The organism is Sorangium sp. So ce1036, assembly GCF_051369805.1.
GTDB classification, from domain to species: Bacteria; Myxococcota_A; Polyangia; order Polyangiales; family Polyangiaceae; genus Sorangium; species Sorangium cellulosum_F.
Genome location: NZ_JBBMOX010000001.1, coordinates 2,922,558 through 2,946,095, shown reverse-complemented (window position 1 = coordinate 2,946,095; position 23,538 = coordinate 2,922,558). Strand labels below are relative to the sequence as shown.

The following is a 23,538-nucleotide window of genomic DNA, read 5'->3' as shown; positions in this document are numbered from 1 at the left end:
ATGCCCCGATCGAGCTCACGGAGACGATATCCGGTCGAGGCGCTCGCCCCCCTGGCAGCCGCGCTCCTCGCCTGCCCTGTCGCGTCCGCGCAGCCGCGCGATCCGACGGCCGCGGAGGCGCTGTTCGAGGCCGGCCGGGCCGCGCTGCTGGCGAACGACTACGAGGCGGCGTGCCCGAAGCTCCGGGAGAGCTACGCGCTCGACCCGGCGCCCGGGGCGCTGCTCAACCTGGGCGATTGCGAGGAGAAGCGCGGCAGGATCGCGACCGCGTGGGCGATCTTCCAGCAGCTCGCGCGCGAGCTGCCGCCGCACGACGATCGCCGGCCGATCGCGCGCTCGCGCGCGGCGGCGCTGGAGGGCCGCGTGCCGAGGCTCGTGATCCGGCTCGCGCCCGGCGCGCCGGCGGGCACGGCCGTCCAGCGCGCGGGGGTCCCGGTCGGCGCGGGCTCGCTGGGCTCGCCGCTGCCCATGGATCCCGGCGAGGTCGAGGTGACGGCGACGGCGCCGGGCTGGCAGCAGAGGACGTTCCCCGTGCGGCTCGTCGAGGGCGAGCTGACGGAGGTGATCGTCTCGCCGGAGCCGCCCGCGGCCCGGGGCGGCGGCGCGGGGCCTGCCCTCCCGCCGCAGGCGCTCCCCCCGGAGACCGGGAGATCCTCCGCGTGGCGGACGGCCGGGTGGATCAGCGCCGGCGTCGGCGCGGTCGGGATCGGCGTGGGCGCCGCCTTCGGCCTCCGCGCGATCGGGAAGAAGGGCGACGCGGAGGCCCACTGCGACGCGGCCAACGTGTGCGCGCAACGGGGCCTCGATCTGCAGCGGCAGGGCGTGGCCGCCGGGTCGATCTCGACGGTCGCGTTCCTCGCGGGCGCGGCGGCGCTGGGCGGCGGCGCGGTGCTCCTCCTGACGGCGCCTCGCGCGGCGCAGCGCTCGCCGGCGCCCGGCGCGACGATCGGGGTGGTGCCGGGAGGGCTGGTGGCCACGGGGGTCTTTTGACGACGGCGGCGCGGGCGCGGCGCCATGGGAGAACCGGGATGAGGGAGCGCGATCTCCGGAGCGTTCGGGCCGTGTGCGGCGCTGGCCTGGTCGCCGTCGCCGCCGCGGGAGGCTGCAACGCGATCATCGGGCTCGAGGTCGGCGAGCTGGCCCCCTCGGAGGCCGGCGCGGGCGCGGCCTCGTCGAGCGCGACCTCCGCGGCGGGCGGCGGCGGCGGCGCGGGAGCTGGTGGCGGCGGCGCGGGCGGCGACGGCGCGGGAGCTGGTGGCGGCGGCGGCGCGGGCGGCGATGGCTCGGGCGGCGACGGCGCGGGAGCTGGTGGCGGCGGCGCGGGAGCTGGTGGCGGCGGCGCGGGCGGCGGCGAGGAGGCGCTCTGCAGCCAGGACCGCGAGGGCGCAATCCGCGCGCCGGCGGGGGTCTGGGACAGGGTCGTGGGCACCGAGGTCACCGACATCGAGGCGCAGGACGACGCGGTGACCGCCCTCGTCAACCACCGGGGCGCGCTCTCCGTGGCGCGGTGGAGCGCCGCCGGGGCGCGCGACGAGGGCTACGGGCTGACGGCCGGCGCCGCGCTGTCGGGCGACGTCGTGGGCGCCCACCTGAGCGTCGGCCCGGACTTCGCCTATGTGACCGGCTGGTCGAGGATCAGCGTGGACCTGTCCCCCACGCCCGGGGAATGCCCCGTCGAGGTGGCGTCCGGCGGCCTCAACCGCGCGGGCTTCCTCGCGGCGCTCGACGGGCGAGGCCATTGCCGGTGGGTGTGGAGCACGGAGGCCACCTCGAGCGCCACCCCGCTCGGCCTCGCGGCGACCGCCGACAGGGTCGTCCTCGCGTTCTCGGTGGGGGGGCTGAGCATCCTCTCCGACCGCTGCGCGATAGGGGCCGACGACATGACGGTGTCCACCGTGGTCGCCGCGTTCAGCGCCGAGGGCGAGTGCCTGTGGAGCCACACGCTCGGGGCGACGGACGCCATCACCGTCGGAGAGGTCGTCATCGACGAGGAGGACGATCTCGTCCTGGTGGTCGGCGATTACGACACAGCGAACGCGCCTGTCACGATCGGCGGGCGGAAGCTCTCCTCGCAGGCTCGTGATGTGTTCGTGGCGCGCATCGGGCTGGACGACGGCGTCGCGCAGGACGTCCTGGCGCTCGAGCGCGCGGGGAGCCAGGTATCGGCGCGGCAGGGCGCCGCGCTGCTCCCCGGCGGCGATCTCGTGGTCGCCGGCACCTACTCGGGGTCTCTCGATTTCGAGGATGTCTGCGGGCCGATGCCCGAGGCCGCGTCGCACGCGAACGCCTTCGTCGCGCGCGTCTCGGAGGCGGGCGTGGTCTGGAGCCGCGGGTTCGGCGACCTGACCTCGGATCAGCTCGTCGCCAGCGTGGCCGTCGACCCGGCGGGCTCGATCCACGTCATGGGGACGTTCGACGGCGAGATCGATCTCGGGCGCAGCGGGACGCTCACGAATGCGACAGGCCTGATCGTGAGCTTTCTGATCGTGCTCGACGAGCGCGGCAATGTCGTCTCGGCCTTCGCGCTCGAGGGGACCGGCACCACCGCCCTGTGGGCCGCCGCGCCGGGCGCGACGCCCGGCGCTCCCTTCCACATCGCCGGCACGATGTCGCGGAGCCTCGATCTCGTGCCCAGCGCGCCCGACGAGGACGACGCGGAGCACGGATTCATCGTTCAATTGCGGGGCGCGCCGTGATCCGCGCCGCCCGGCGCGCTGAAGCGCGAGGCTGCGACATTTCCTCACGCCCCCCCCGAGGCTGCGAGCCAACCACCTCGCCGCGCGTTCCGGCGAGCGGTTGACGCCGGGAGAAACCGTGGGATTCAATCGGGGATGCCCTCGATCCATCGATGGTTCGCGCTCGTCGCGCTGCCCGCCGCGACGGCCGCGATGGGCGCCGGGTGCGGCTTCCCCGAGGTGGTCTTCACCGGAGAGGCGGGCTCCGAGAGCACCGGCGGGGGCGGTGCGGGCGCCGTCCCGTCGACGGGCGCGGCGACCGCGTCCGATGCGGCGGGCTCCGGTGGGGGCGCGCCGAGCGCGGGCTCGGGCGGCAGCGGGGCGGCGTCGGGCGCTGGCGGGGCCGGCGGCGACGCGGCGACCTCGGGCTCCGGCGGCGGCGGTGGGGCCGGCGGGGTCGGCGGCGACGCGGCGACCTCGGGCTCCGGCGGCGGCGGTGGGGCCGGCGGGGGCGCGGCGGCCTCGGGCTCCGGCGGCGGCGGTGGGGCCGGCGGGGGCGCGGCGGCCTCGGGCTCCGGCGGCGGCGGCACCGTCGACTGCGACGCGGACAAGGACGGCTATCTGTCGATCGGCTGCGACGGCGGCACCGATTGCAACGACAACGACGCGCGGGTCCACCCCAACCAGCCCAGCAAGTTCTATGACGAGCCGATCTCCCCGGCTGGCGGCTTCGATTACGACTGCAGCGGTAAGGAGGAAAAGGAGCTCCCCTCGACCAGCTGTTCCGGCCTGGTCTGCGCGGCGGTGACGAACGTGTTCCTGACCGACGTCCCGTGCGGCAACATGGGTTCGTTCGGCGACTGCAATGCCCTCTGCCAGTTCACCCCCAGGCACACCGCGCTCGTCAGGGCATGTCACTGAGCCTGCGCCGCCACCTCGCACGCTCGCTCACCCCCCGGGAGAGAGCTCGACCGGATAGACGATCGTGGTCGTCGCCCCGATGCCCGGGAACACCAGCGCTCTCGTCGCCGCCACCGCGCACGCGTGCATCTGGGGTGGGCGCCGGCGGCAATGCGGCGTGGCGGCGACCTCGGGCTCCGGCGGAGGCGACGTCATCGAATGCGGCGGGGACGAGGACGGCGACTGTCGATGGATTGCGAGGGCGGGACCGACTGCAACGTCCGCGTTGCGCCGGTCCACCCCAACCAGCCCGGCACGTCCCACGACGAGCCGATCTCCGCGAGAGGCGGCTTCGATGAGGACTGCAGCGGGAACGAGGAGAAGGCTCTCCCCGCGGTCACCTGTTCCGGGCTCTCCTGCGCGACCGGGATAGCACGTTTCTGACGGACGTCGGATACGGCAAGGTAGACCCGCTCGGCGACTGCAATGCCCTCTGCCTGCCGGGCGTCCGACACACGCGATCACGAGGGCATCTCATTGAGCCTGCGCCGACTCGGGGACGGCCACGACCTCGTCTGGGTTCACGGACGTATCGCTCAGCCTGTCTCCGGTTCTTTACCATGCCGGCACGGACGGCTTCGCGCATTGGGTCACCGTGTTCGCGGACATCCTGCGCACCGCCGAGGACGCGCTCGTGGCGCACGGGCTCTCCCGGAAGCGCGTGCCCGCGGCCGTCGCGGAGCTCGACGCCCTGGTCGAGCGCGACGACGCGGCGGTGTTCTTCTGCTGGAACCGCGCGCGCGCCGTGCGCCCGAGGTAGCGCCGGTCCAGGGCCTCGGGGCGAGGCGCGCCGTGAGGGCAGCGGGAGCCGATCGCCTTGGCGCGCCCCGCCTCACGCCGCAGCGAGGCCCTGGAGCTCGCCGCGGCGGCGTGATCGCGATCACGCGCTCTCGCATCGCCGCTTGCCTCGACGCTGCGCGCCGTCGCACCTTCGCGCGCCATGTCCATCACGGGATCGCTCCGCCGCCCGCGCCCCGTCGCGGCCGCGGCGCTCGTCGCGGCGCTCGCGTGCGCCGCGCTCGGGTGCGCGCAGCCGCCGGCGCGCGCACCCGTCCAGGAGCCCGCGCCGTACCGGAGCCTGCGCATCGCGGACGGCGACTTCGATCGCGAGCCCCGGACCGTCTCGGCCGAGGACGCGCTCCGCGATCTCGACGACGCGCGCTACGCCTTCGAGCAGGCTTACGCGGGGCTCGACGGGCGCGCGCGCGCGCCCTCCCGCGCGGCGATCGCGCGGGATGAGGACGCGCTCCGCGGCCGCGCGGCGTGGCGCCCAGGCGACTTCGCCCGGCTCCTTCGCGACCTGTTCGCGGTCCCCGATGGTCACCTCGCGTTCGGCCACGGCGGCCGCGCGCCCCTCCGCCTGGCCGCGGCCCCGCCGCGCTCGCCGTCCCTCCTCGCGCGCACGACCGCAGCACAGGTCGCGTCGCTCTCGAGCCTCTCGTCCCCTGTGAATGCGAACGACGCGCCCTCCTCGCGCCTCTCCTCCCCTGCGGAGCTCCCTCTCGTCTCGAGCGCGACGCGATGGCTCGATCCATCACGCCGCCTCGATCCATCGCCCCACCTCGGCCACCGCCCGCCCGTCGAGCTCACGCGGGGCCGCGACGGCGTCCCGGTGCTCGCCATCCGCACCTTCGACAGCGCCGCCGCCGCGGCCCTCTCGGCGCTGCCCGCGCTCGCGGGCGAGCTCCGGCGCGCCCCCGCCTTCGTCGTCGACCTGCGGGGCAACACCGGCGGCAACTACCTCTTCGCCGAGCGCTTCGCGCTCGCGCTGACCGACGCGCCCCTCCGGCGGCTCGACGAGCGCGAGGTCCTCTCCGTGACGGCGGCCGAGGGCCGCGCCAACAGCGTCCGTCGGCGGCTCGCGCGCGGCGACGTCCCGGCGGACGCGCTCCCGCGCTTCCACGAGCAGCTCGCCACGCTGGAGCGCCTCGCCGGGGCGCTGCGCCTCGGCCCGCACACCGCGGCGCCGCGCGTCGACCTCACGACCCGCGGCGCCGTGGTCCGCGGGCGCGCGGCGGGGCCGCTCCGCGGGCGCGCCGTCTTCCTCGTCGACGGCGGCTGCGCGTCGGCGTGCGAGATGCTGCTCGCGCTGGTGCGGCAGATCCCCGGCGTCCTCGTGGCCGGGCAGAACACCCGCGGCGGGATGAGCGTCGGCGAGATCGCCTTCTTTCAGCTCCCGCGCTCGGGCGTCGCCCTCTGGCTCGGCACCCGCGCGTTCCGCGATCCGCTCGGCGACTTCGTCGAGACGCGCGGGTTCGAGCCCGACGTCCGGCTCGATGGCCCCGACCCGGTGGGCGACGCCGCGGCGCTCGCGCTCCGCGGGTCGCCCGGCGGCGCGGCCCGTCGCGCGGCGTCGTCCTCGTGCGCGCGCCGTTGAGTTCGCGAGCGCCCCACGTATCCTGGCCTCGTTGCGCCGAAGCCAGCCGCAGTACCTCGGAGTCGCTGCGAGCGCGACGGGAGCCAGCATGCCGATCAGGCCAACCGAAGGGAATGTCGTGCCGCCGCGCCACGACCCTGCGCGGCGCGCGCGCGTCGCACGGAGGGTCGCGACGCCCGCCGCGCGGGCGGTCACCGTGCTCGCCGCGCTGCTCGGGCTGAGCGCCCCGGCGGCCGCGCAGGCGCCCGCGGCGCCCGCGCCCGCAGCGCCCGCGCCCGCAGCGCCCGCGCCGGACATCACGGCCGCGCCGAGCGCGCAGCCGGGCGGCGCGGTCATGCCGATCCCGCAGGGCTACTACCGCCCGCCGCCGTCGCTCCCGCCGTGGGCCAATCCGTGGAGGATCGCGTACGAGCCGGGGGATCCGATCCCGCGCGGCTATGCGCTCAAGACCAGGGCGGACCGCTCGCTCGTCGGGGCGGGGATCGCGACGTTCAGCGTCCCGTACGCGATCTCGTTCACGGTCGCGGGCGTCGCGACGCTCGTGGACGACGGCGACGACGGCGAGGAGTTCGCGCCGCTGTTCATCCCGTTCGTCGGTCCGATGATCGCGCTCTCCACGCTCGAGGCCGAGGACTCTGGCGTCTTCTGGCTCACGGTGAACGCGGTGGCGCAGGTGGGTGGCCTGCTCCTGTTCGCCGCCGGCCTCGCCAACGAGGACGTCTACCTGGAGCGTCAGGTCCAGGTGGGTCACGCGCCCTACGCGCCGCCCGTCCTCCTCGGCCTGCCGCGGACGCTGCCATACAAGGACGACGCTCCGGCGCCGCACGGCTATCGCCTCGGGACGCAGATGAACCGCAGGCTCGCGCGCGCGGGGGCCATCGTCCTCGGGAGCTCGTGGGCGCTCGCGGCGCTCACGGCCGGGACCGTCCTCTCCGAGGGGAGCAGCGAGAGCGAGAGCTACGCGCCGCTGCTCGTGCCCGTGGCCGGCCCGTTCATCACGCTCGGCACCGGCGAGGACATCGACTTCAGCGACGGCGACGGCCGGCTCTCCGGCGCGCTCGTGCTCGTGGATGGGCTCGCGCAGGCGACAGGGCTCGCGCTGCTCGTCGCGGGGCTCGTCGCCAACCAGAAGATCTGGGTGCGAGACGACATCCCGCAAGGGGCCTCGCTCCCCGCACCGGAGATCCTCGTCGGCCCGACGGGCGGGACGCTCCGCTTCCGCTTCTGATCAAGTCGGACAAGGGGATGGCGAACGCCGACCCCTTCAGGCCGAGGAGACGGCGAACGCCGACCCCTTCAGGCCGAGGAGACGGCGAACGCCGACCCCTTCAGGCCGAGGAGACGGCGAACGCCGAATCCCCTTCAGGCCGAGGAGACGGCGAACGCCGTCCCCTCGATCCCCGCGCCGCCCCGCGCGGCGGGCGCGGCCCGGCGCTCGCGGAGGCGCCTCAGCGCGCGCGCCGGTACGTCGCGTCGAACGGCGAGCCCCCCTGCGGCACCTCCTGGGCGACGCCGCGCTCCGGGTTCGCCGCGAGGTGGCGCAGGATCCAGAAGACCGTCTCGACATCGTCGGAGCCGGCCGCGCGGGCGACCTCCTCGAGCGACATCGCGCGGCCGCCCGCCGCCGGGAGCGCCGCGAGCACCCTCCCCTGGAGATCCAGCACCTCCTGCGCGGCCTTCTTGCCCGCCTCGACGCCGGGCTGGTGGTAGGCGTTGATGTTCACGAGCGACGCGTACAGCCCGACCGCCCGCTCGTAGAGCGCGATCAGCATGCCCACCGCGCGCGCGTCGACCGATTCGATCGTGATCGTGATCGACTCGCGCCCGCTCTCGGTCAGCGCCTTGCGCGTCCCCTGCAGGAACCCCGACAGGTAGTCGCCCGTCGTCACGCCGGGGTCGACCTCGATCCCGCCGCGCGGCGGCGCCCGGTCCTGCAGCACCTCGATGAACGTGACGAAGAAGTTGTCGAGCCCGTCGCGGAGCTGCTGCACGTACGCGTGCTGATCGGTCGACCCCTTGTTGCCGTAGACGGCGATCCCCTGGCAGACCTCCTTGCCCTGCCGGTCGAGCCGCTTGCCGAGCGACTCCATCACGAGCTGCTGCAGGTAGCGGGAGAACAGCTCCAGCCGGTCCTTGTACGGCAGCAGCACCATGTCCTTACGCCCCACGCCGCCCGTCGCCGCGTACCAGGCGAGCGCGAGCAGCGCCGCCGGGTTCCGCGGCACCTCCTTCGCGCGCGTGACCTCGTCCATCGCGCGCGCGCCCTCCAGCATCTCCAGGATAGGCAATCCCTGGAGCGCCGCCGGCAGCAGACCGACCGCCGAGAGCTCGCTCGTGCGCCCGCCGACCCAGTCCCACATCGGGAACCGGGCGAGGAAGCCGTGCTTCGCGGCATAACGGTCGAGCTCGCTCCCCTCCCCCGTCACCGCGACCGCGTGCGCGCCCAGCGAGAGGCCGACCCGCCGGTACGCCGCGTCCAGCTCGAGCATCCCGTTGCGCGTCTCCTTCGTCCCGCCCGATTTCGAGATGATCACCGCGAGCGTCGCGTCGAGCTCGTCCCCGATGGCGTCGAGCGTCCGGTCCATCCCGTCCGGATCGGTGTTGTCGAAGAAGTAAAGCTGCATCCGATCGGCCGGCGAGCCGAGCGCCGAGGCGACGAACTGGGGCCCGAGCGCCGAGCCGCCGATCCCGACCACGAGCACCTTGCGGAACCGGGCCGCGCGCTCGGGCCGCACCCGCGCCCCGTGCACGTCCGCGGCGAAGCGCAGGATCCGGGCGTTCGTCGCCTCGATCGCGGCGCGCAGGGCCGCCTCGGGCGCGAGCTCCGGCGCGCGGAGCCAGTAGTGGCCGACGCGGCGGCCCTCGTCGGGGTTGGCGATGCTCCCGCCCTCGAGCGCCGCCATCTCGGCGAAGGCGGCCTGGATCCGGGGCTCCATCCCGGCGAAAAAGCCGTCTTCGAAGCGGATCCGGCTCACATCGAGCCAGAAGCCGAGGCTCGGGTCGTGGAAGAGGTGGTCCCGGAAGCGGGCGAAGGGGGGGTGGACGGCGTGCGCCGCCCCTCGACCCCCGGTTGCGCGGTCTTGATCCATGGGCCTCCTTCTACCGCTTCTCCCCACCGTTTCTCCAGGCGCTCGGTGGTGGGTGCGGTGTGGGGGGCTCGCCGGAGGGGCTTGCGCTCCGGCGAGCCCCCCACACCGCACCCACCACCGGGCGCTCGGCCCCTTGTCCGGGCGGAGTTCCGCCCCATGAGCCCGAGTCTCCGGAAAACGACTCTAGCGTGCGGGGCCGACCCGCGTTATTTGCAGGCCGAACCACGATGCAGCTTGATTTCGGAATCAATGCAGGGCTCGTCGAGGAGCTCTATGCCCAGTACCTCGAGAACCCGGAATCGGTAGACCCCGGCTGGCGCACGTTCTTCGAGGGCAAGAACGGCGGAGCCGCGCCCGTCAGGCTGCCCGCTCCGGCCGCACTACCGAGCATCCAGCCGGAGCTGGTCCGGCGGGTGGAGCCGGCGAAGCAGACGAACGGCGAGGCCGCGAAGACGCTGGAGGCCGCGTTCGCCCGCACGCTGAGCGAGCACCCGAGCTCGACCGAGACGTCGCGTGACCTCCAGGTGCTCGCGCAGGCGGCGCTCAAGGCGCGCGTCTACGCCCTCGTGAACGCCTACCGCGTGCGAGGCCACCTGTTCGCGCACGTCGATCCGCTCGGCCTGCCGCCCGCGACGCCGCCGGAGCTCGACCTCACGAACTTCGGGCTCCGCGTCGAGGACCTCGACGTGGCGTTCCCCACGACGGACCTCGCCGGCGTGCCGCCCGTGCTCACGCTGCGCGAGATCATCCGCCGGCTGGAGGAGACGTACTGCCGGTCGATCGGCGTCGAGTTCACGTTCATCGAGGAGCCCGAGGCGCGCCTGTGGCTCCAGCAGCAGATGGAGTCGACGCGCAACCGCCTGACGCTCGACCGGCAGACGCAGCTCCGGATCCTGACGAAGCTCTCCGACGCCGAGATCTTCGAGCAGTTCATCCACAGGGCCTACGAGGCGGGGACGAAGCGCTTCTCGCTGGAGGGCGCCGAGAGCCTCATCCCGCTGCTCGACCTGCTCATCGAGCGCGCCGGCGCGCACGAGGTCGACGAGATCGTGGTCGGCATGGCCCACCGCGGCCGGCTCAACGTCCTCGCGAACATCATGGACAAGAGCCTGCGCGAGATCTTCGCGGCGTTCGAGGACAAGGACGCCGAGCGCCACCTCGGCAGCGGCGACGTCAAGTACCACCTCGGCTACTCGACGGACCGGAAGCTCGAGAACGGGCACAACATCCACCTCACGCTCACGTTCAACCCGAGCCACCTCGAGTTCGTGAACCCCGTCGTGCAGGGGCGCGTCCGCGCGAAGCAGGACCGGCGGCTCGCCGACGGCACCCCCGACGCGCGCCGCCGCGTGATGCCGCTGCTCATCCACGGCGACGCGGCGTTCATCGGGCAGGGCGTCGTCGCCGAGACGCTCAACATGATGAACCTGCGCGGCTACACGACCGGCGGGACGATCCACGTCATCGTGAACAACCAGGTCGGGTTCACGACCGATCCGAGCGAGGCGCGGTCGACCCGCTACGCGTCCGACATCACCCGGATGCTCAAGGTCCCCGTGTTCCACGTGAACGGCGAGGACCCGGAGGCGGTCGCGCACGTCGCGCAGCTCGCGATCGACTACCGCACGCGCTTCCGCTCGGACGTGGTCATCGACATGTACTGCTACCGCCGGTACGGCCACAACGAGGGCGACGAGCCGCGCTACACGCAGCCGCGCATGTACGCCGCGATCGACAAGAAGCCGACGGTCCGGCAGGTCTACGTCCGGCGGCTCCTGGAGCTCGGGCAGGTCACCTCGGAGAAGGCCGAGGAGATCGTCGTGCGGCGCCGCGAGGCGCTCGCGGCCGCGCTCGACGAGGTGAAGCAGAAGGGCTTCGCGCCGGTGCTCTACTCGATGGGCGGCGTGTGGACGCACTACCGCGGCGGCGCGGACGCGGCGACGCCGGAGGTGCCGACGAGCGTGCCCGCCGAGAAGCTCATCGCGCTCTCGGAGCGGCTGCTCGAGCTGCCCGAGGGCTTCAAGGCGCACCCGAAGGTCCTGCCGACGCTGAGGCAGCGGCACGAGCGGCTCGTCTCCGGCGAGCCGTTCGACTGGGGCACGGGCGAGATGCTCGCCTACGCGTCGCTGCTCGCGGAGAAGACGCCGGTGCGGATCTCGGGGCAGGACGTGCAGCGCGGCACCTTCAGCCACCGGCACGCGGTGCTCCGCGACGTGGAGACGGCGGCGACGTACGCGCCCCTGTCGCGCGTGGCCGCGGCGCCGGCGCGCTTCGAGGCGTACAACAGCCCGCTCAGCGAGGCGGGCGTGCTCGGCTTCGACTTCGGCTACAGCCTCGACTACCCGGACGGGCTCGTCATCTGGGAGGCGCAGTTCGGCGACTTCCTGAACGGCGCGCAGGTCATCGTCGATCAGTTCCTCACGTCGAGCGAGGACAAGTGGCACCGCCTGAGCGGCCTCGTGCTCTACCTGCCGCACGGCTACGAGGGCCAGGGGCCGGAGCACTCGAGCGCGCGCATCGAGCGCTTCCTGCAGAACAGCGCCGAGGACAACATCCAGGTGTGCAACCTGACGACGCCGGCGCAGCTCTTCCACGTGCTGCGGCGGCAGGTGCACCGGCCGTGGCGCAAGCCGCTCATCATCGCGACGCCGAAGAGCCTGCTGCGCGTGCCCGCGACGTCGAAGGGCCCGCACCGCCCCGTGTCGACGATCAAGGACCTCTCCGAGGGCAAGTTCCACCGCGTGCTGCCCGACACGAGCGGGGTCGATCCGGCCGACGTGAAGCGGATCCTGCTCTGCTCGGGCAAGGTCTACTACGACCTCGCGATCGCGCGCGAGACGCGCGGCCTGAAGGACGTGGCGATCCTGCGGCTGGAGCAGCTCTTCCCGCTGAACGACGAGGTCGTGAGCGCGCTCGCGCCGTACAAGGACGGCACGCCGCTCGTGTGGGTCCAGGAGGAGCCGCGCAACTACGGCTCCTGGTACTACATCCTCGCGGTGCTGAAGCAGCGCATCGGCGACCGGCTCCCGCTCACGTGCGTGAGCCGCGCGCCGAGCGCGAGCCCGGCGACGGGCTCGCGGGCGAGCCACCTGCTCGAGCAGAAGATGCTGATGGACGCGGCGTTCGTGGGGGGCAGCCCTTGAGCGGCGGCGCGAGCCTGCAGGACAGGTACGCGCCGAGCAACCGCTGCTTCGGCTGCGGGCCCGCGAACGACAAGGGGCTCCGGCTGAAGAGCCGCGTCGACGGGGACGCCGTCGTCTGCGACTTCACGCCGGAGCCGCACCACGAGGCGTTCCCTGGGGTGCTGAACGGCGGCATCATCGGGGCGCTGCTCGACTGCCACTCGAACTGGACCGCGGCCTACCACCTCATGCAGGCGCGCGGGGCCGACGCCCCGCCGTGCACGGTGACGGCCGACTTCCACGTGACGCTGAAGAAGCCGACGCCGCTCGGTCCGGTGCACCTCCGGGCGCAGGTGGCGGAGGCGCAGGGCGATCGCGTGGTGGTCGAGGCGACGCTGGAGGCGGGCGGCCGGGTCACGGCGACGTGCCGCGGCACGTTCGTGGCCGTCAAGGAAGGGCACCCCGCCTTCCACCGCTGGTAGGCCGGGGAGCGCCCGGCGGGCCCCTCCTCCCGCCGCGGTGAGCGGCGGGCGGCCTCTCGCGCCGTCGAGCCGCCCGTCCGCGACCGAGAAGGCGGTGCTCGCCGCCTCCGTGGCACACGCGATGCTCGCGCCCCGGCGAGCGGGGTTCCCGGTGGACGGGTCGTATCCCCGGCCCCGACGCCCCGTGACGCCGCGAAGAGGAGGAATCGCAATGAAGGCAACGACCGGGGTCGTGGTCGCCACGGGCGCGCTCGCCGTGCTCTCGGGGCGGGTCGCCTCCGCGCAGGGGTTCGAGGGCGACGTCCCGCCGAGCTACCTGAGCTCTCCGCTCCGGGCGCCGGGCAATGCGCTCGAGCTCGGGGTCAGCGCCGGGTACGCGCAGGGGTTCGGCGACATCGCGGGCGGGCGGAGCCTCCGCGACGTGTCGGGCGCCGGCACCGCGGTGGCGGTGAAGCTCGGCTACCGCGCGACGCCGAAGCTCGGTCTCGGGCTGACGTCGAGCTACGAGGAGTACATGGCCACGGGCCCCGAGCGGCAGAGGACCGACGTCCGCGGCATGACGGTGGGCGTGGAGACGAGGTTCCACCTCGCGCCGTTCGAGCGCGTCGATCCGGTGATCTCGCTGGGCAGCGGCTACCGGGCCTTCGCGACCGACGCGCCGGGGCAGCGGCGCGACACGATCACCCACGGCGTCGAGCTCGCGCGGCTCAACGCGACGATCGACGTGAGGATGTCGGACAGCGTGGCGCTCGGCCCCTCGATCGGCGGCGGGCTCAACGTGTTCCTCGTGGAGAGCGCCGGGGCCTCGGGCCGCGCGCGCGAGGTCCGGGACAGCCGCGTGAACAGCTTCGTGTTCGCGGGGCTCGAGGGGCGCTTCGACATCGGCGGGCAGCGGGTGCGCGAGGTCGTCGTGGTCAGGCGGCGCTGAGACCAGCCGCGGGAGGTCTCGGGAGGTCTCGCGGAGCTGCCCGGCCGCGGGCGTGAGGAGGGGCACCGGGGGCTCACCTCCGGGGCCTGCGTTCCGGCGAGCCCCTGTCGTGGCTCGCCTCCACGCCAGCCCCTCCGGTGAGCCCCCGGTGCCCCTCCTCACGCCCGCGGCCTGCGGTCCTTTCCACTGTCCGGGCGGCGCCGATTCCGCGCCCACGCCGCCCGGCCTCGGCTACCCTGCGGCGCGCGCGGCGCGGCCGCCGCGCGCTGCTCCCCGATGCGGTTGTACGTCGCCCTCGCCCTCTTTGAAGGCTGTCCCCCCGGTTTCCTGAACAGCCCCGCCGCGCTCCGCGCCGTGCTGGAGGCGGCCGTCGCCGCCGGGCCGTTCACCTTGCTCGAGATGGTGGTCGTCCCGTTCTCGCCGCAGGGGATCACCGCGTGCGCGGTCGTCGGCGAGTCGCACGTGGCGCTGCACTCCTGGCCCGAGTCGGGCCGGCTCTTCGTCGACATCGCCTCGTGCAGCACCCTGGAGAGCGTCCGCCGCGCCGTGGCGGCCGTGAGCAACGCGCTGCCCGAGGGCCGCCTCGCGACGCTCGACGAGCGCATCGTCGACCCCGCGGGGGCGCAGGCGCCCTGACGCGGCGGCGCCGTGCGGGCGCTGCGCCCGCACGGCGCCGCCCCCCTCGGCAGGGGGGCGTCACCGCGCGCCGCGGCCGCCGGGGGTCCTCGTCAGTGGTTGCCGAGCACCCGCCGGAGCGGCTTGTTGAACGCCCACATCGCGACGCCGGCGCCGACGCCGAGCACGGTGAGCATCAGGAAGAACATGTCCTTGGACCAGCGGGTGTAATAGACGCCGAGGTAGCCGCTCAGCAGGTTGCCGAGGAAGCTCGAGACGAACCACATCCCCATCATCATCGACACGATCCGCACGGGCGAGACCTTGGTCACGAGCGACAGGCCGATGGGCGACAGGTAGAGCTCGCCGATGGTGAGCAGCAGCGTGCAGAAGAGCGGCCAGAACAGGCTGCCCTTGCCGTCGCCGACGGCCTGCGCGCCGAGGATCATCACGATGAACGACAGCCCGAGGATGGTGCAGCCCATGGCCATCTTCGAGACGCTGGTCGGCTCGGTGCCCCGCCTTGCCTGCCAGCGCCAGAAGATGTCGAGGAGCGGGGCGAACAGGATGATGCAGAGCGGGTTCCACGACTGGAACCACGTCGAGGGGACCTGGAAGCCGAGGATGTTGGGCCACACGGTCTTCTCGTCGGCCCAGGTCTGCATCGTGTTGCCCTGCTGCTCGTAGACCGCCCAGAAGACGATGTTGAGGGCGCAGAGCGCCACGAGCGCGCCGACGCGCTGCCACTCGTCGCCGGAGAGCGGCTGCTTCTGCTCGCCCGTCCCCTCCGCCGTCTTCATCAGGTTGTCCTTGGCGAGGTACTTCTGCCCCAGGATGTAGACGACGAGCCCGAGGCACATCCCCACGCCGGCGGCCGCGAAGCCGTAATGCCAGCCGTAGAGGGCGGCGAGCGTGCCGCACACGAAGTTGCAGATGAAGGCGCCCAGGTTGATGCCCATGTAGAAGATGGTGAAGGCGCCGTCGCGGCGCGGATCCCCCTTCGGGTACAGGCTGCCGACCTGGGTCGAGATGTTCGGCTTGAAGGCGCCGTTGCCGAGGATGAGCAGGAGCAGCGCGAGAAAGAACGAATTCTCGAACGCCATGACGAAGTGTCCGATGGCCATCAGGCTGCCGCCGACGATCACCGTCTTGCGCTGGCCCCACACCCTGTCGGCGAGGATGCCGCCGAAGAACGGCGTGAGGTAGACGAGGCCCGTGTACCAGCCGTAGAGGATGGACGCCTGCTCGCTGGGCGCGCTCGGCAGGAAGGCCCTGATGAACTCCCAGCCGAGCACCGAGTCCGGGCTACCCGGGACGAGCTCGCACGGCGTCGCGTGCTGCCGGCACCCCTGGTACACCTCTCGTGCGGTGACGAACAGATAGTTCGCCATGTACAGCTTGAGGAGGCCGCGCATCCCGTAATAGGAGAAGCGCTCCCACATCTCCGCGAAGAAGAGGATCACGAGCCCCGGCGGGTGCTTGAAGCGCCTCTCGAAAGCGGTGACGGGGAGGGCCGGGTCGGTTGCTTGCTCGCTCAATGCCAATCTCCACGAGCCAGGACCACGCTGCGTGGTCGTCGGGTGATGCAGGGGATCGTGGGGCGTACGGCCCCGGACCAGCGCGATGCTAGTCGATCCGCGCCCATCGCGTCACGCCCTTGTTGCGCGCGGCACCGACCCGGGCGAACGGGGATCCTGCGTGGGCGATCTCGCGGCGCGACCATTGGCCATGGATGGCCCGGGTAAGGAAATCACGTAGAACGGGGCGCCCCCTCCGGACCATGCCGCCGCGCGGGGCGGCGAGCGCGCGCTCCACCCGGCTGCGCGCGGCGCCCTCCTGGCGTCGGGTCCCGCATCTCCTGGATCCGCCGCGGGTCGCGCCTGTGAGCGGGCCCTGGCGGGCTGCCGGCTGCCCGGCCCGTCCGATGGACGTCTGTGCCTCGGTCCTGCGGTGATCTCCGCGGAACCAGGGAAAACCCTGGATGCCGCACGCCCCGCCCGCGGCTCCCCCGGCGGTCATCCACAACGCATGGCCGTCCCGTTGAACGTGGACGTGGTCGTAGCCGGCTGACGTGGACGCGGACGTCCGCGTCCCATTCACGAGGGCTCCTGGCCAGCGCGCCCGCCAGGCGGCGGCGCCCGGGAGCCTCCCTGGCCGCGGACGTCAACGCCTGACCGTACACGTCCACATTCACGCGGAACGTCCACGTCGACGGATCGAGCTCCATCACCGCTCGCCCAGCCTCAGGATTCCCTTTTTCGGAGACTCGAACGAGAGGTGACGAATGATGAGCCGCGGGCGCGGCCGCGAGCGACGGAGTCAGCGTCGTCCTCGCAATGTCCGCGTGGCCGCCACCCTGTTCAGCCGCTGTCGATCTCCATCCGTCGCACTTCCGATCCCCCGCCCCCAGCCACAGGGTCTCTCGAATGCAGATCCACGATCTCCGCTCGATCTCCCGGCACATCACCCGTTCGAGACATCTGCTCTGGATTCCTCTCCTCTCCGCCTGTGTCGAGGCCACCCCCTCCCCGCCCGCGGCGTGCCCCGCCGGCGAGGAGCATTTCCGCGGGCGATGCGTCTCCCCGGCCGCGCGCTACGAGCCTGAAGAGCGCATCGACCACGACAACGTCGTCGCCTTCGGCGAGCCGCTCACGCGGCTCTCGCTGCCGGAGCCGCCGCGCAGCGGCTTCCGGATCATCGCCCCTCCGCGCACCCTCGCGCCCGGCGAGGAGGCGATCTTCTGCCTCTCCTGGCCGTTCCCTGCCGTCGAGCACGCGACCGTCTACGCGGCCCGCCTGTACACGACGGCCGGGCTGCACCACAGCAATGTCATCGCCAAGCCGGTCGATCCCGATCTCGGCCCCAATCCCTACCCGGGCTGTCACCCGGGCGCCGACGACCCCTTCAAGGACCTGCCGGAGATCATCCCGGACGTCCTCTTCGCGAGCTCCACCCAGGTCGTCGGCGACGAGACGCTCGTCTTCCCGCCGGGCATGGGCTTCGCCCTCGATACGTCCCGCGAGATCTCGACGAACATCCACCTGCTCAACCCCTCGCCCGAGCCGGCCGTGGTCGAGGTCGCCTACGACTTCTTCACCATGCCGCTCGCGGAGCGCGCCGAGGAGCTCGTGCCGTTCGTCATGAACATCAACGACTTCCTCGTCCCTCCGCGCACCACCCGGAGCGTCGGCGCGACGTGCTCGACGTTCGGCGGGAACATCGTCTCTCTCATGCCGCACACGCACCGCTACGCCGACGCCTTCGACGTGGATGTCGTCCGCGAGGGCGGCGAGGCGCGCATCTACGCGGGCGGCGCGTTCGACCTGGAGGGCGATATCCAGGTCTACGATCCGCCGATCGCGCTCGGTGACAGCGACTCCATCCGCTACGCGTGCAGGTTCAGGAACACGTCGGACCACGATCTGACGTTCGGCTTCGGCGACGACGAGATGTGCACGCTGTTCGGGTACATGTACCCTCCGGAGAAGCAATTCGGGGCGTTCTCCGCGCGCGACGGCGAGCCGTGCCTGTCGCTCGGGCTCGGCGCCTTCCGGTGAGGCGCTGATCGCCGCCGCCCGCCGCCGCGCCGCTCGCCTGGCGCTCCCCCCCCGCGCGCCGGCCGAAGGCCGTCCGGCCCACGCGCTCGCTACCGCCGCGCGCTGGAGCGCGCTAGGTTGCCCGCCGTGAGCGCCCCTCGATCGTCCGGCTCCCGCGCTGCGCTGCTCATCGGCCTGCCCGTGCTCGCCCTCGCCGGGGCGGTCTTTCTCGTGACAGGCGAGGACGAGCGCCCCGCTCCCCCCACCCCCCGCCCGGCCCGCGCGGAGTCCCGCGCGGTCTCCGCGCCCGAGCCGCGTCACGCCCCCCCGCCCGCCGCGCCGGCGCCCCGCGCCGCCGCCACCGCGGAGGCCGCGGCGGCGCCGCCCCGGGCCGAGCCGGACGAGGACCCCGAAGCCGGCGTCATCGAGCGGATGCGCGCCGCGCTGGAGGCCGACCCCGAGGAGGTGCTCCGCCTCGACGACGCGGCGTCGCGCGACCTCGACGACGGCGCGCGCGCCGCCGAGCGCGGCCTGCTCCGCGTCCGGGCGCTCGTGCGCCTGAGCCGCGCCGGCGAGGCCCGCAGCCTCGCGGAGGAGCTCGTCGAGCGCTACCCCGACGATCCGTCGGCGAAGAGCGCCGCCGCGTACATGGGCGTTCACCCGAGGCCGCGCGGGCCATCCCGGTAAGGCGCAGCACACGGCGGGGCCCGTCGCGACGCTCGGGCGGCCACGCGGAGATCGGTGTTCTTGCGATATTCGAGCCGGAGCAGAACGTTGCGCGCCGGGTCGTAGCGCATTGCGCGCCGAGTCACTGAACCGATTAAGAAAACAGTGGTCTTGGCTCGCGCTCCTGGAGATAATTCCCCGCCATGAGACCTTGGCTTCTACTCGGGCTTCTCCAGCTCTCCGTGGCTGGATTCGGTTGTGTCGGCGCGCAGGAGGACGACGGCCTGGACGGGGCGGCGGGCGGCGACGCGGGGAGCGGCGGCGGGGCGACCGGCGGCGGCCCTGCCGGGAGCGGCGGCGGGGCGACCGGCGGCGATCCTTCGGGCACGGGCGGCGGGGCGACGAGCGCCGGCACGGCGAGCACCGGCAGCGCCACGACGGGCGCCGGCACGACGACGAGCACCGGCAGCGCCACGACGGGCGCCGGCACGACGACGAGCACCGGCAGCGCCACGACGGGCGCCGGCACGACGACGAGCAGCAGCACGGCGACGGGAGGTGGCAGCGCCTGCGCCGACGAGGACGCCTGCCCGTTCGACGGAGGGGTCGAGATCGCGTGCCGGCTGCGCTTCATGTACGGCGTGAACTACGCCTGGCGCGACTTCGGCGCGGATTTCAGCGGCCAGCGCCAGTGGAGCCAGGCCGGCGTCTCGGGGAAGCGGGACCAGGTGCTCGCCGACCTGCGGGACATGCGCGCGCACGGCGTCGACGTGGTCCGCTGGTGGATCTACCCGCGGTTCCAGGGGGAGGCGGTGACCTTCGACGGGCAGGGCAACCCGACCGGGCTCGGGGGCACCTCGAAGCAGGACCTCCTGGCGGCGCTCGAGCTCGCGGATCAGGCGGAGGTCAACGTGATGTTCACGCTGTTCTCCTTCGACGGCTTCTACAAGACGACGCACAACCCGCCGACCGGCCTGTCGGTCGCGAGCATGGGCCCCATCGTCGCGGATCCGGCCCGCCGCGCCAAGCTCATCGAGAACGTGGTCCGGCCCATCGCGCAGACGGTCGGGTCGAGCCCGCACCGAGATCGCATGATCGCGTGGGACGTCATCAACGAGCCCGAATGGGCCATGACGGGGCCGAGCCTCTACGGCGGCGACCCGCCGTTCGAGGGCGACGCCAGCAAGTTCGATCTGGTCACGCACGCGCAGATGGAGGCGCTCGCCAAGGAATCGGCGGCCGTGCTGAGGGAGGAGACCGGCGCGCCCGTGAGCGTCGGGAGCGCCGCGATCAAGTGGGGCCAGGCGTGGACGCACGCGGACGTCGACTTCTATCAGGTCCACATGTACGGGTGGGTCAACGAGTACTTCCCGTACACCAAGCCGCTCTCCGAGTACGGCCTGACGGACAAGCCCGTCGTCATGGGCGAGTTCCCCATCAACATGGATGGGATGAACGTGACGTACGACACGTTCGTGAGCGATCTCTACGACATGAGGTACGCGGGCGCGCTCTCCTGGTCCGTCACCGACCGGAACTTCCCCTGGTCGTCCCACAAGGCGGCCGTCAAGGCGTTCGCCGACCGCTACCCCTGCGAAACCCGTTACTGAGACGGCTTTCACCCGCGAGGAGCCGGATCAGGACGTCGTACGAATCCACCCTCTCACGTCTTCCCTCTCCCGTCTTCCCTCTCACGTCTTCCCTCTCCCGTCTTCCCTCTCACGTCTCACGTCTTCCCTCTCACGTCTTCCCTCTCCCGTCTTCCCTCTCCCGTCTTCCCTCTCCCGTCTTCCCTCTCACCTCTTCCCTCTCCCTCTTCGTGCGCGTGCGCGTGCGCGTGCGCGCTCATCCCGTGCTCGTCCTCGTACGCGATCGTGTTGAGCACCCGCACGATCACGAACTCGCGGACGAGCCAGAAGCGGATGACGAGAGACGTGCAGGGGACCAGCGCGCACGCGCACGAAGAGGCCAGACGAAGACGGGCGACGGGAGAGGAAAGACGGGAGACGGGAGACGGGAGACGGGAGACGGGAGGGTTCTTGATAGCTTGATCCGGCTCATTGTGGCCGACGCTACCGAATTCCGCTCGGCGTCGCCCGCAACAGAGGTGGGGGAGGGAACCGCTCCAGGGCGCCGCGCTGCCATCGAGCCCGGGCGACCACGACGCCGCAGCCCGCTCCGCCCGGGCGCGGATCTGCTTCTGCTGGCAAAAGAAGATCGCAGTTGTCTGCGCCGCGGGGTTGCAGCATCCTCCCGCGCATGACCACACAAGCTTACTACAATCTTCCGAGGCTCGCGGGCGCCCTGTGCATCGCCTGGTCGGCGCTGGCCGGGTGCGGGGACGAGTCCGGCGACACGACGGCCGGCGCCGGCGGGGGCACCACGAGCGCCACCAGCGGCGCGGGCGGCGAGGGCGGCGACTCGACCACCGCGAGCACGAGCGGCACCGGCGGAAGCAACGAGGGCGGCGGCAACGAGGGCGGCGGCAACGAGGGCGGTAGCAACGAGGGCGGCGGCAACGAGGGCGGCAGCGGATCGGGCGACGCGACCATCCGCTTCATCGGGCGCTTCGACACCACCGACCCGGCCGGCCCCCGCTTCGGGTGGCCCGGGAGCGCGATCGTCACGCGGTTCTCGGGGACCGGTATCCGCGCCCGCTTCAACGACGAGTCGCCCCTGAACGACGGGCCGAATTACTTCGAGGTGGTGATCGACGGCGAGTCCCAGGGCGCGCTCGAGGTCAGCGGCCCGGACAAGGTCTACACGGTCGCGGAGAACCTGCCGGACGGGGAGCACGATCTGCTGCTCCACCGGCGGACGGAGGGGCTCATCGGCTGGTCGCAGTTCCTCGAGTTCATCCCGGAGGAGGGCGAGCAGCTCCTGCCGGTCGCACCGGCGCCCGACCGCCGGATCGAGGTGATCGGCGACTCGATCTCCGCCGGCTACGGCGTCGACGGCCCGGACGAGACTTGCCCCTTCACGAGCGCCACGGAGAACAACTACCTGACCTATGGGCCGATCGCCGCCCGGCAGCTCGGGGCGGACGCCACGATCATCGCCTGGTCCGGCAGGGGCGCGTACCGCAATTACGCGGACGAGGCGGCCCCGACCATGCCGGAGCTCTACGGCCGGACCCTCCCCGACGAGGCGCAGCCCGCGTGGGACTTCTCCTCCTGGGTGCCGCAGGTGGTGGTGATCAACCTGGGGACCAACGACTTCAGCGTCGACAAGGACGGCAAGGGGGTCAATCCGGGCGAGCCGTTCCGCGAGGCCTACGCGGGCCTCGTCGAGACCGTCAGGACCAATTACCCGGATGCGCTCATCTTCTGCACGGTGGGCCCCATGCTCAGCGACGGGTACCCCGAGGGCACGATGGCGCTCAGCACGGTGCGGTCCTACATCACCCAGGTGGTGGAGGACCGCACCGAGGACGGCGACGACAAGGTGCGCTACCTCGAGTTCCCCGAGCACGACGGGACGAACGGGCGCGGCTGCGACTGGCACCCGAGCGCCAAGACGCAGCAGCTCATGGCCCAGCAGCTCGCCGAGGCCATCAGCGCAGAGCTCGGCTGGTAGACACCGCGCGACGGCGGGGCGGCGCGTCGTCGCGCCGCCCGCGCGCGCCGCCGGCTGTGGCATTCCGCGCCACGTGACCACGTCCTCACCGCCACGCGCCCCAGGACGCCCCGATCTCGATCAACCCTCCTCGCCGGCGGGTGGTGGTCGCGTCCGGGGGGCTCACCTCCGGGGCTTGCGCTCCGGCGGGCCTCTTTCTGGCCCGCCTGCCCACCAGCCCCTCCGGTGAGCCCCCCCCAGACGCGACCACCACCCGCCGGAGCACGGATCACGCGGCGGATCCCGCGCTGGTACGCGCGGTGCATCGCTCGGCGCGAGGACATCGAGGGCGGCGCTGCCAGGAGCGCGTGGGAGCGGGCGCTGCCGAGCGAGGAGATCATCCATGCACACCAAGCAAGACGGCACCCGGCGGGCCGCGAGCGGGAGTCACGGCCGAGGTTTCGAGGAGGCGGCGCGCCAGCGCGCGGAGCGCCCGGACACCGGGAATGCGTTCATCCCCGATCCGAACGACGGCCCGCCGAGGGTCGTGGACGAGTTCGCCGAGCAGATCGCCGAGCACTATGTCCAGTCGGCGACGTCGGGCGTGGACACCACGGAGGAATACGAGGACCACATCGAGCCCGAGGAGATGGGGGGTCCGTTCCTCATCACGACCGCCGCGCAGGAGCTCGCGGACGACACCGACGCGACGAACCCCGAGGACGCCGAGGTCGAGCCGTTCCCCCGGGTCACGCGCGCGCCCCTGCCGTGACGGGCGGCCCCGGCGCCGTGCGCTCGCCGCTCGCCGGCGGACGCGCTCCGACGCGCGGAGCGTGCCAGTCGACCGCGGCGGCCTGGCGACGCCGCACGGATCCGCTTGGCATCCGCGCTCCGCGCGCGTAGGACGGGCCCTGCCGTACAGGTGCACAGAGGAGAAAGCGACCATGGCCCAGACCAAGTTCAAGGGAAGCGCTGTTCACACGGTCGGCGAGCTGCCGCAGGTCGGCGCGACCGCCCCGGATTTCGCGCTCGTCAAGACCGACCTCTCGGAGGGCAGGCTCTCGTCGTATTCCGGCAAGAAGGTCCTCAACATCTTCCCGAGCGTCGACACCGGCGTCTGCGCGAAGTCCGTGCGCACCTTCCACGAGCGCGCCGAGAAGCTCCCGGGGGTGACGGTGCTCAACATCTCGGCGGACCTGCCGTTCGCGCACGGCCGCTTCTGCGGGGCCGAGGGCATCGAGAACGCGGAGAGCCTCTCCACGTTCCGCGGCGATTTCGGCGAGAAGTACGGGGTCAAGCTGGTGGACGGCCCGCTCGCCGGCCTCCTCGCGCGCGCGGTCCTCGTGCTCGACGAGCAGAACAAGGTCGTCCACGCCGAGCTCGTGCCGGAGATCGCGCAGGAGCCGGACTACGACGCGGCGCTCGCCAAGGTGAAGTGATCCGGCGGCGAGGCGCCGTCGGCCCCCCGCGCCCGCGCCGCCCTCGAGGCACGGGCGCCGGGCTGGCGCCGCGCGCCGACTCCGGGTAGAGACG

At 72.9% G+C, this 23,538-nt stretch carries 19 protein-coding genes; 16 read left to right on the top strand and 3 right to left on the bottom strand.

The features are described 5' to 3' along the window. The 3 genes from WMF31_RS11375 (at position 1) to WMF31_RS11365 (ending at position 3,596) form a co-directional block, all read left to right on the top strand. Positions 1-990 carry a tetratricopeptide repeat protein gene (locus WMF31_RS11375; RefSeq protein ID WP_436601956.1) on the top strand — a complete coding sequence of 330 codons (990 nt, stop codon included), beginning with the start codon at positions 1-3 and terminating at the stop codon, positions 988-990. A gap of 38 nt (positions 991-1,028) precedes the next feature. Continuing rightward, the gene (locus WMF31_RS11370; protein ID WP_436601955.1) at positions 1,029-2,696 is read left to right on the top strand and encodes a hypothetical protein; all 1,668 of its coding nucleotides are present in this window, start codon (positions 1,029-1,031) and stop codon (positions 2,694-2,696) included. A 135-nt stretch (positions 2,697-2,831) separates the two neighbouring features. Continuing rightward, positions 2,832-3,596, top strand: a complete 765-nt coding sequence (locus WMF31_RS11365; RefSeq protein ID WP_436601954.1) for a hypothetical protein — start codon at positions 2,832-2,834, stop codon at positions 3,594-3,596. Between the two features lie 27 nt (positions 3,597-3,623). On the opposite strand, the gene WMF31_RS11360 is transcribed toward WMF31_RS11365, so the two are convergent. Continuing rightward, entirely contained in the window at positions 3,624-3,791 is a 168-nt protein-coding gene (locus WMF31_RS11360) for a hypothetical protein (RefSeq protein WP_436601953.1), read from the bottom strand. A gap of 439 nt (positions 3,792-4,230) precedes the next feature. Between WMF31_RS11360 and WMF31_RS11355 the strand changes: the two genes are divergently transcribed. The 3 genes from WMF31_RS11355 (at position 4,231) to WMF31_RS11345 (ending at position 7,240) form a co-directional block, all read left to right on the top strand. Beyond that, a complete protein-coding gene (locus WMF31_RS11355; RefSeq protein ID WP_436601952.1) occupies positions 4,231-4,395 on the top strand; it encodes a hypothetical protein in 165 nt (54 codons plus the stop codon). A 180-nt stretch (positions 4,396-4,575) separates the two neighbouring features. Then, positions 4,576-6,012 carry a S41 family peptidase gene (locus WMF31_RS11350; RefSeq protein ID WP_436601951.1) on the top strand — a complete coding sequence of 479 codons (1,437 nt, stop codon included), beginning with the start codon at positions 4,576-4,578 and terminating at the stop codon, positions 6,010-6,012. Between the two features lie 88 nt (positions 6,013-6,100). Beyond that, on the top strand, positions 6,101-7,240 hold the full coding sequence (locus WMF31_RS11345) for a hypothetical protein (protein WP_436601950.1): 1,140 nt from the start codon (positions 6,101-6,103) through the stop codon (positions 7,238-7,240). Between the two features lie 220 nt (positions 7,241-7,460). On the opposite strand, the gene WMF31_RS11340 is transcribed toward WMF31_RS11345, so the two are convergent. Further along, positions 7,461-9,101, bottom strand: coding sequence for a glucose-6-phosphate isomerase (locus tag WMF31_RS11340; protein WP_436601949.1), 1,641 nt, complete (start codon positions 9,099-9,101; stop codon positions 7,461-7,463). Positions 9,102-9,328: 227 nt separating this feature from the next. Here WMF31_RS11340 and WMF31_RS11335 point away from each other — a divergent pair, with 227 nt between their 5' ends. The 4 genes from WMF31_RS11335 to speD all read left to right on the top strand — a co-directional run bounded on the left by WMF31_RS11335 (position 9,329) and on the right by speD (position 14,269). After that, entirely contained in the window at positions 9,329-12,244 is a 2,916-nt protein-coding gene (locus WMF31_RS11335; protein WP_436601948.1) for a 2-oxoglutarate dehydrogenase E1 component, read from the top strand. After that, on the top strand, positions 12,241-12,705 hold the full coding sequence (locus tag WMF31_RS11330; RefSeq protein WP_436601947.1) for a PaaI family thioesterase: 465 nt from the start codon (positions 12,241-12,243) through the stop codon (positions 12,703-12,705). Before WMF31_RS11335 ends, WMF31_RS11330 begins: the two co-directional genes overlap by 4 nt. A gap of 211 nt (positions 12,706-12,916) precedes the next feature. Further along, a complete protein-coding gene (locus tag WMF31_RS11325; RefSeq protein WP_436601946.1) occupies positions 12,917-13,633 on the top strand; it encodes a hypothetical protein in 717 nt (238 codons plus the stop codon). A gap of 276 nt (positions 13,634-13,909) precedes the next feature. Next, positions 13,910-14,269 (top strand): S-adenosylmethionine decarboxylase, encoded by a 360-nt coding sequence (gene speD / locus WMF31_RS11320; protein WP_436601945.1) that lies wholly within the window; start codon positions 13,910-13,912, stop codon positions 14,267-14,269. Positions 14,270-14,361: 92 nt separating this feature from the next. Here speD and WMF31_RS11315 read toward each other — a convergent pair whose 3' ends face one another. Beyond that, positions 14,362-15,786 carry a peptide MFS transporter gene (locus WMF31_RS11315; protein WP_436601944.1) on the bottom strand — a complete coding sequence of 475 codons (1,425 nt, stop codon included), beginning with the start codon at positions 15,784-15,786 and terminating at the stop codon, positions 14,362-14,364. A gap of 888 nt (positions 15,787-16,674) precedes the next feature. Between WMF31_RS11315 and WMF31_RS11310 the strand changes: the two genes are divergently transcribed. From WMF31_RS11310 to tpx, 6 genes are all read left to right on the top strand, one after another. Continuing rightward, the gene (locus WMF31_RS11310; protein WP_436601943.1) at positions 16,675-17,805 is read left to right on the top strand and encodes a hypothetical protein; all 1,131 of its coding nucleotides are present in this window, start codon (positions 16,675-16,677) and stop codon (positions 17,803-17,805) included. A gap of 126 nt (positions 17,806-17,931) precedes the next feature. Further along, positions 17,932-18,471: a hypothetical protein gene (locus tag WMF31_RS11305; protein WP_436601942.1), complete on the top strand. Its 540-nt coding sequence runs from the start codon at positions 17,932-17,934 to the stop codon at positions 18,469-18,471. 182 nt (positions 18,472-18,653) lie between these two features. Continuing rightward, a complete protein-coding gene (locus WMF31_RS11300; protein WP_436601941.1) occupies positions 18,654-20,060 on the top strand; it encodes an endo-1,4-beta-glucanase in 1,407 nt (468 codons plus the stop codon). A 649-nt stretch (positions 20,061-20,709) separates the two neighbouring features. Further along, positions 20,710-22,026 (top strand): SGNH/GDSL hydrolase family protein, encoded by a 1,317-nt coding sequence (locus tag WMF31_RS11295; RefSeq protein WP_436601940.1) that lies wholly within the window; start codon positions 20,710-20,712, stop codon positions 22,024-22,026. Positions 22,027-22,408: 382 nt separating this feature from the next. Beyond that, complete coding sequence (locus WMF31_RS11290; protein WP_436601939.1) at positions 22,409-22,777, top strand: hypothetical protein; 369 nt, start codon at positions 22,409-22,411, stop codon at positions 22,775-22,777. A 172-nt stretch (positions 22,778-22,949) separates the two neighbouring features. Continuing rightward, positions 22,950-23,444, top strand: coding sequence for a thiol peroxidase (tpx, locus tag WMF31_RS11285; protein WP_436601938.1), 495 nt, complete (start codon positions 22,950-22,952; stop codon positions 23,442-23,444). Positions 23,445-23,538 lie beyond the last annotated feature (94 nt).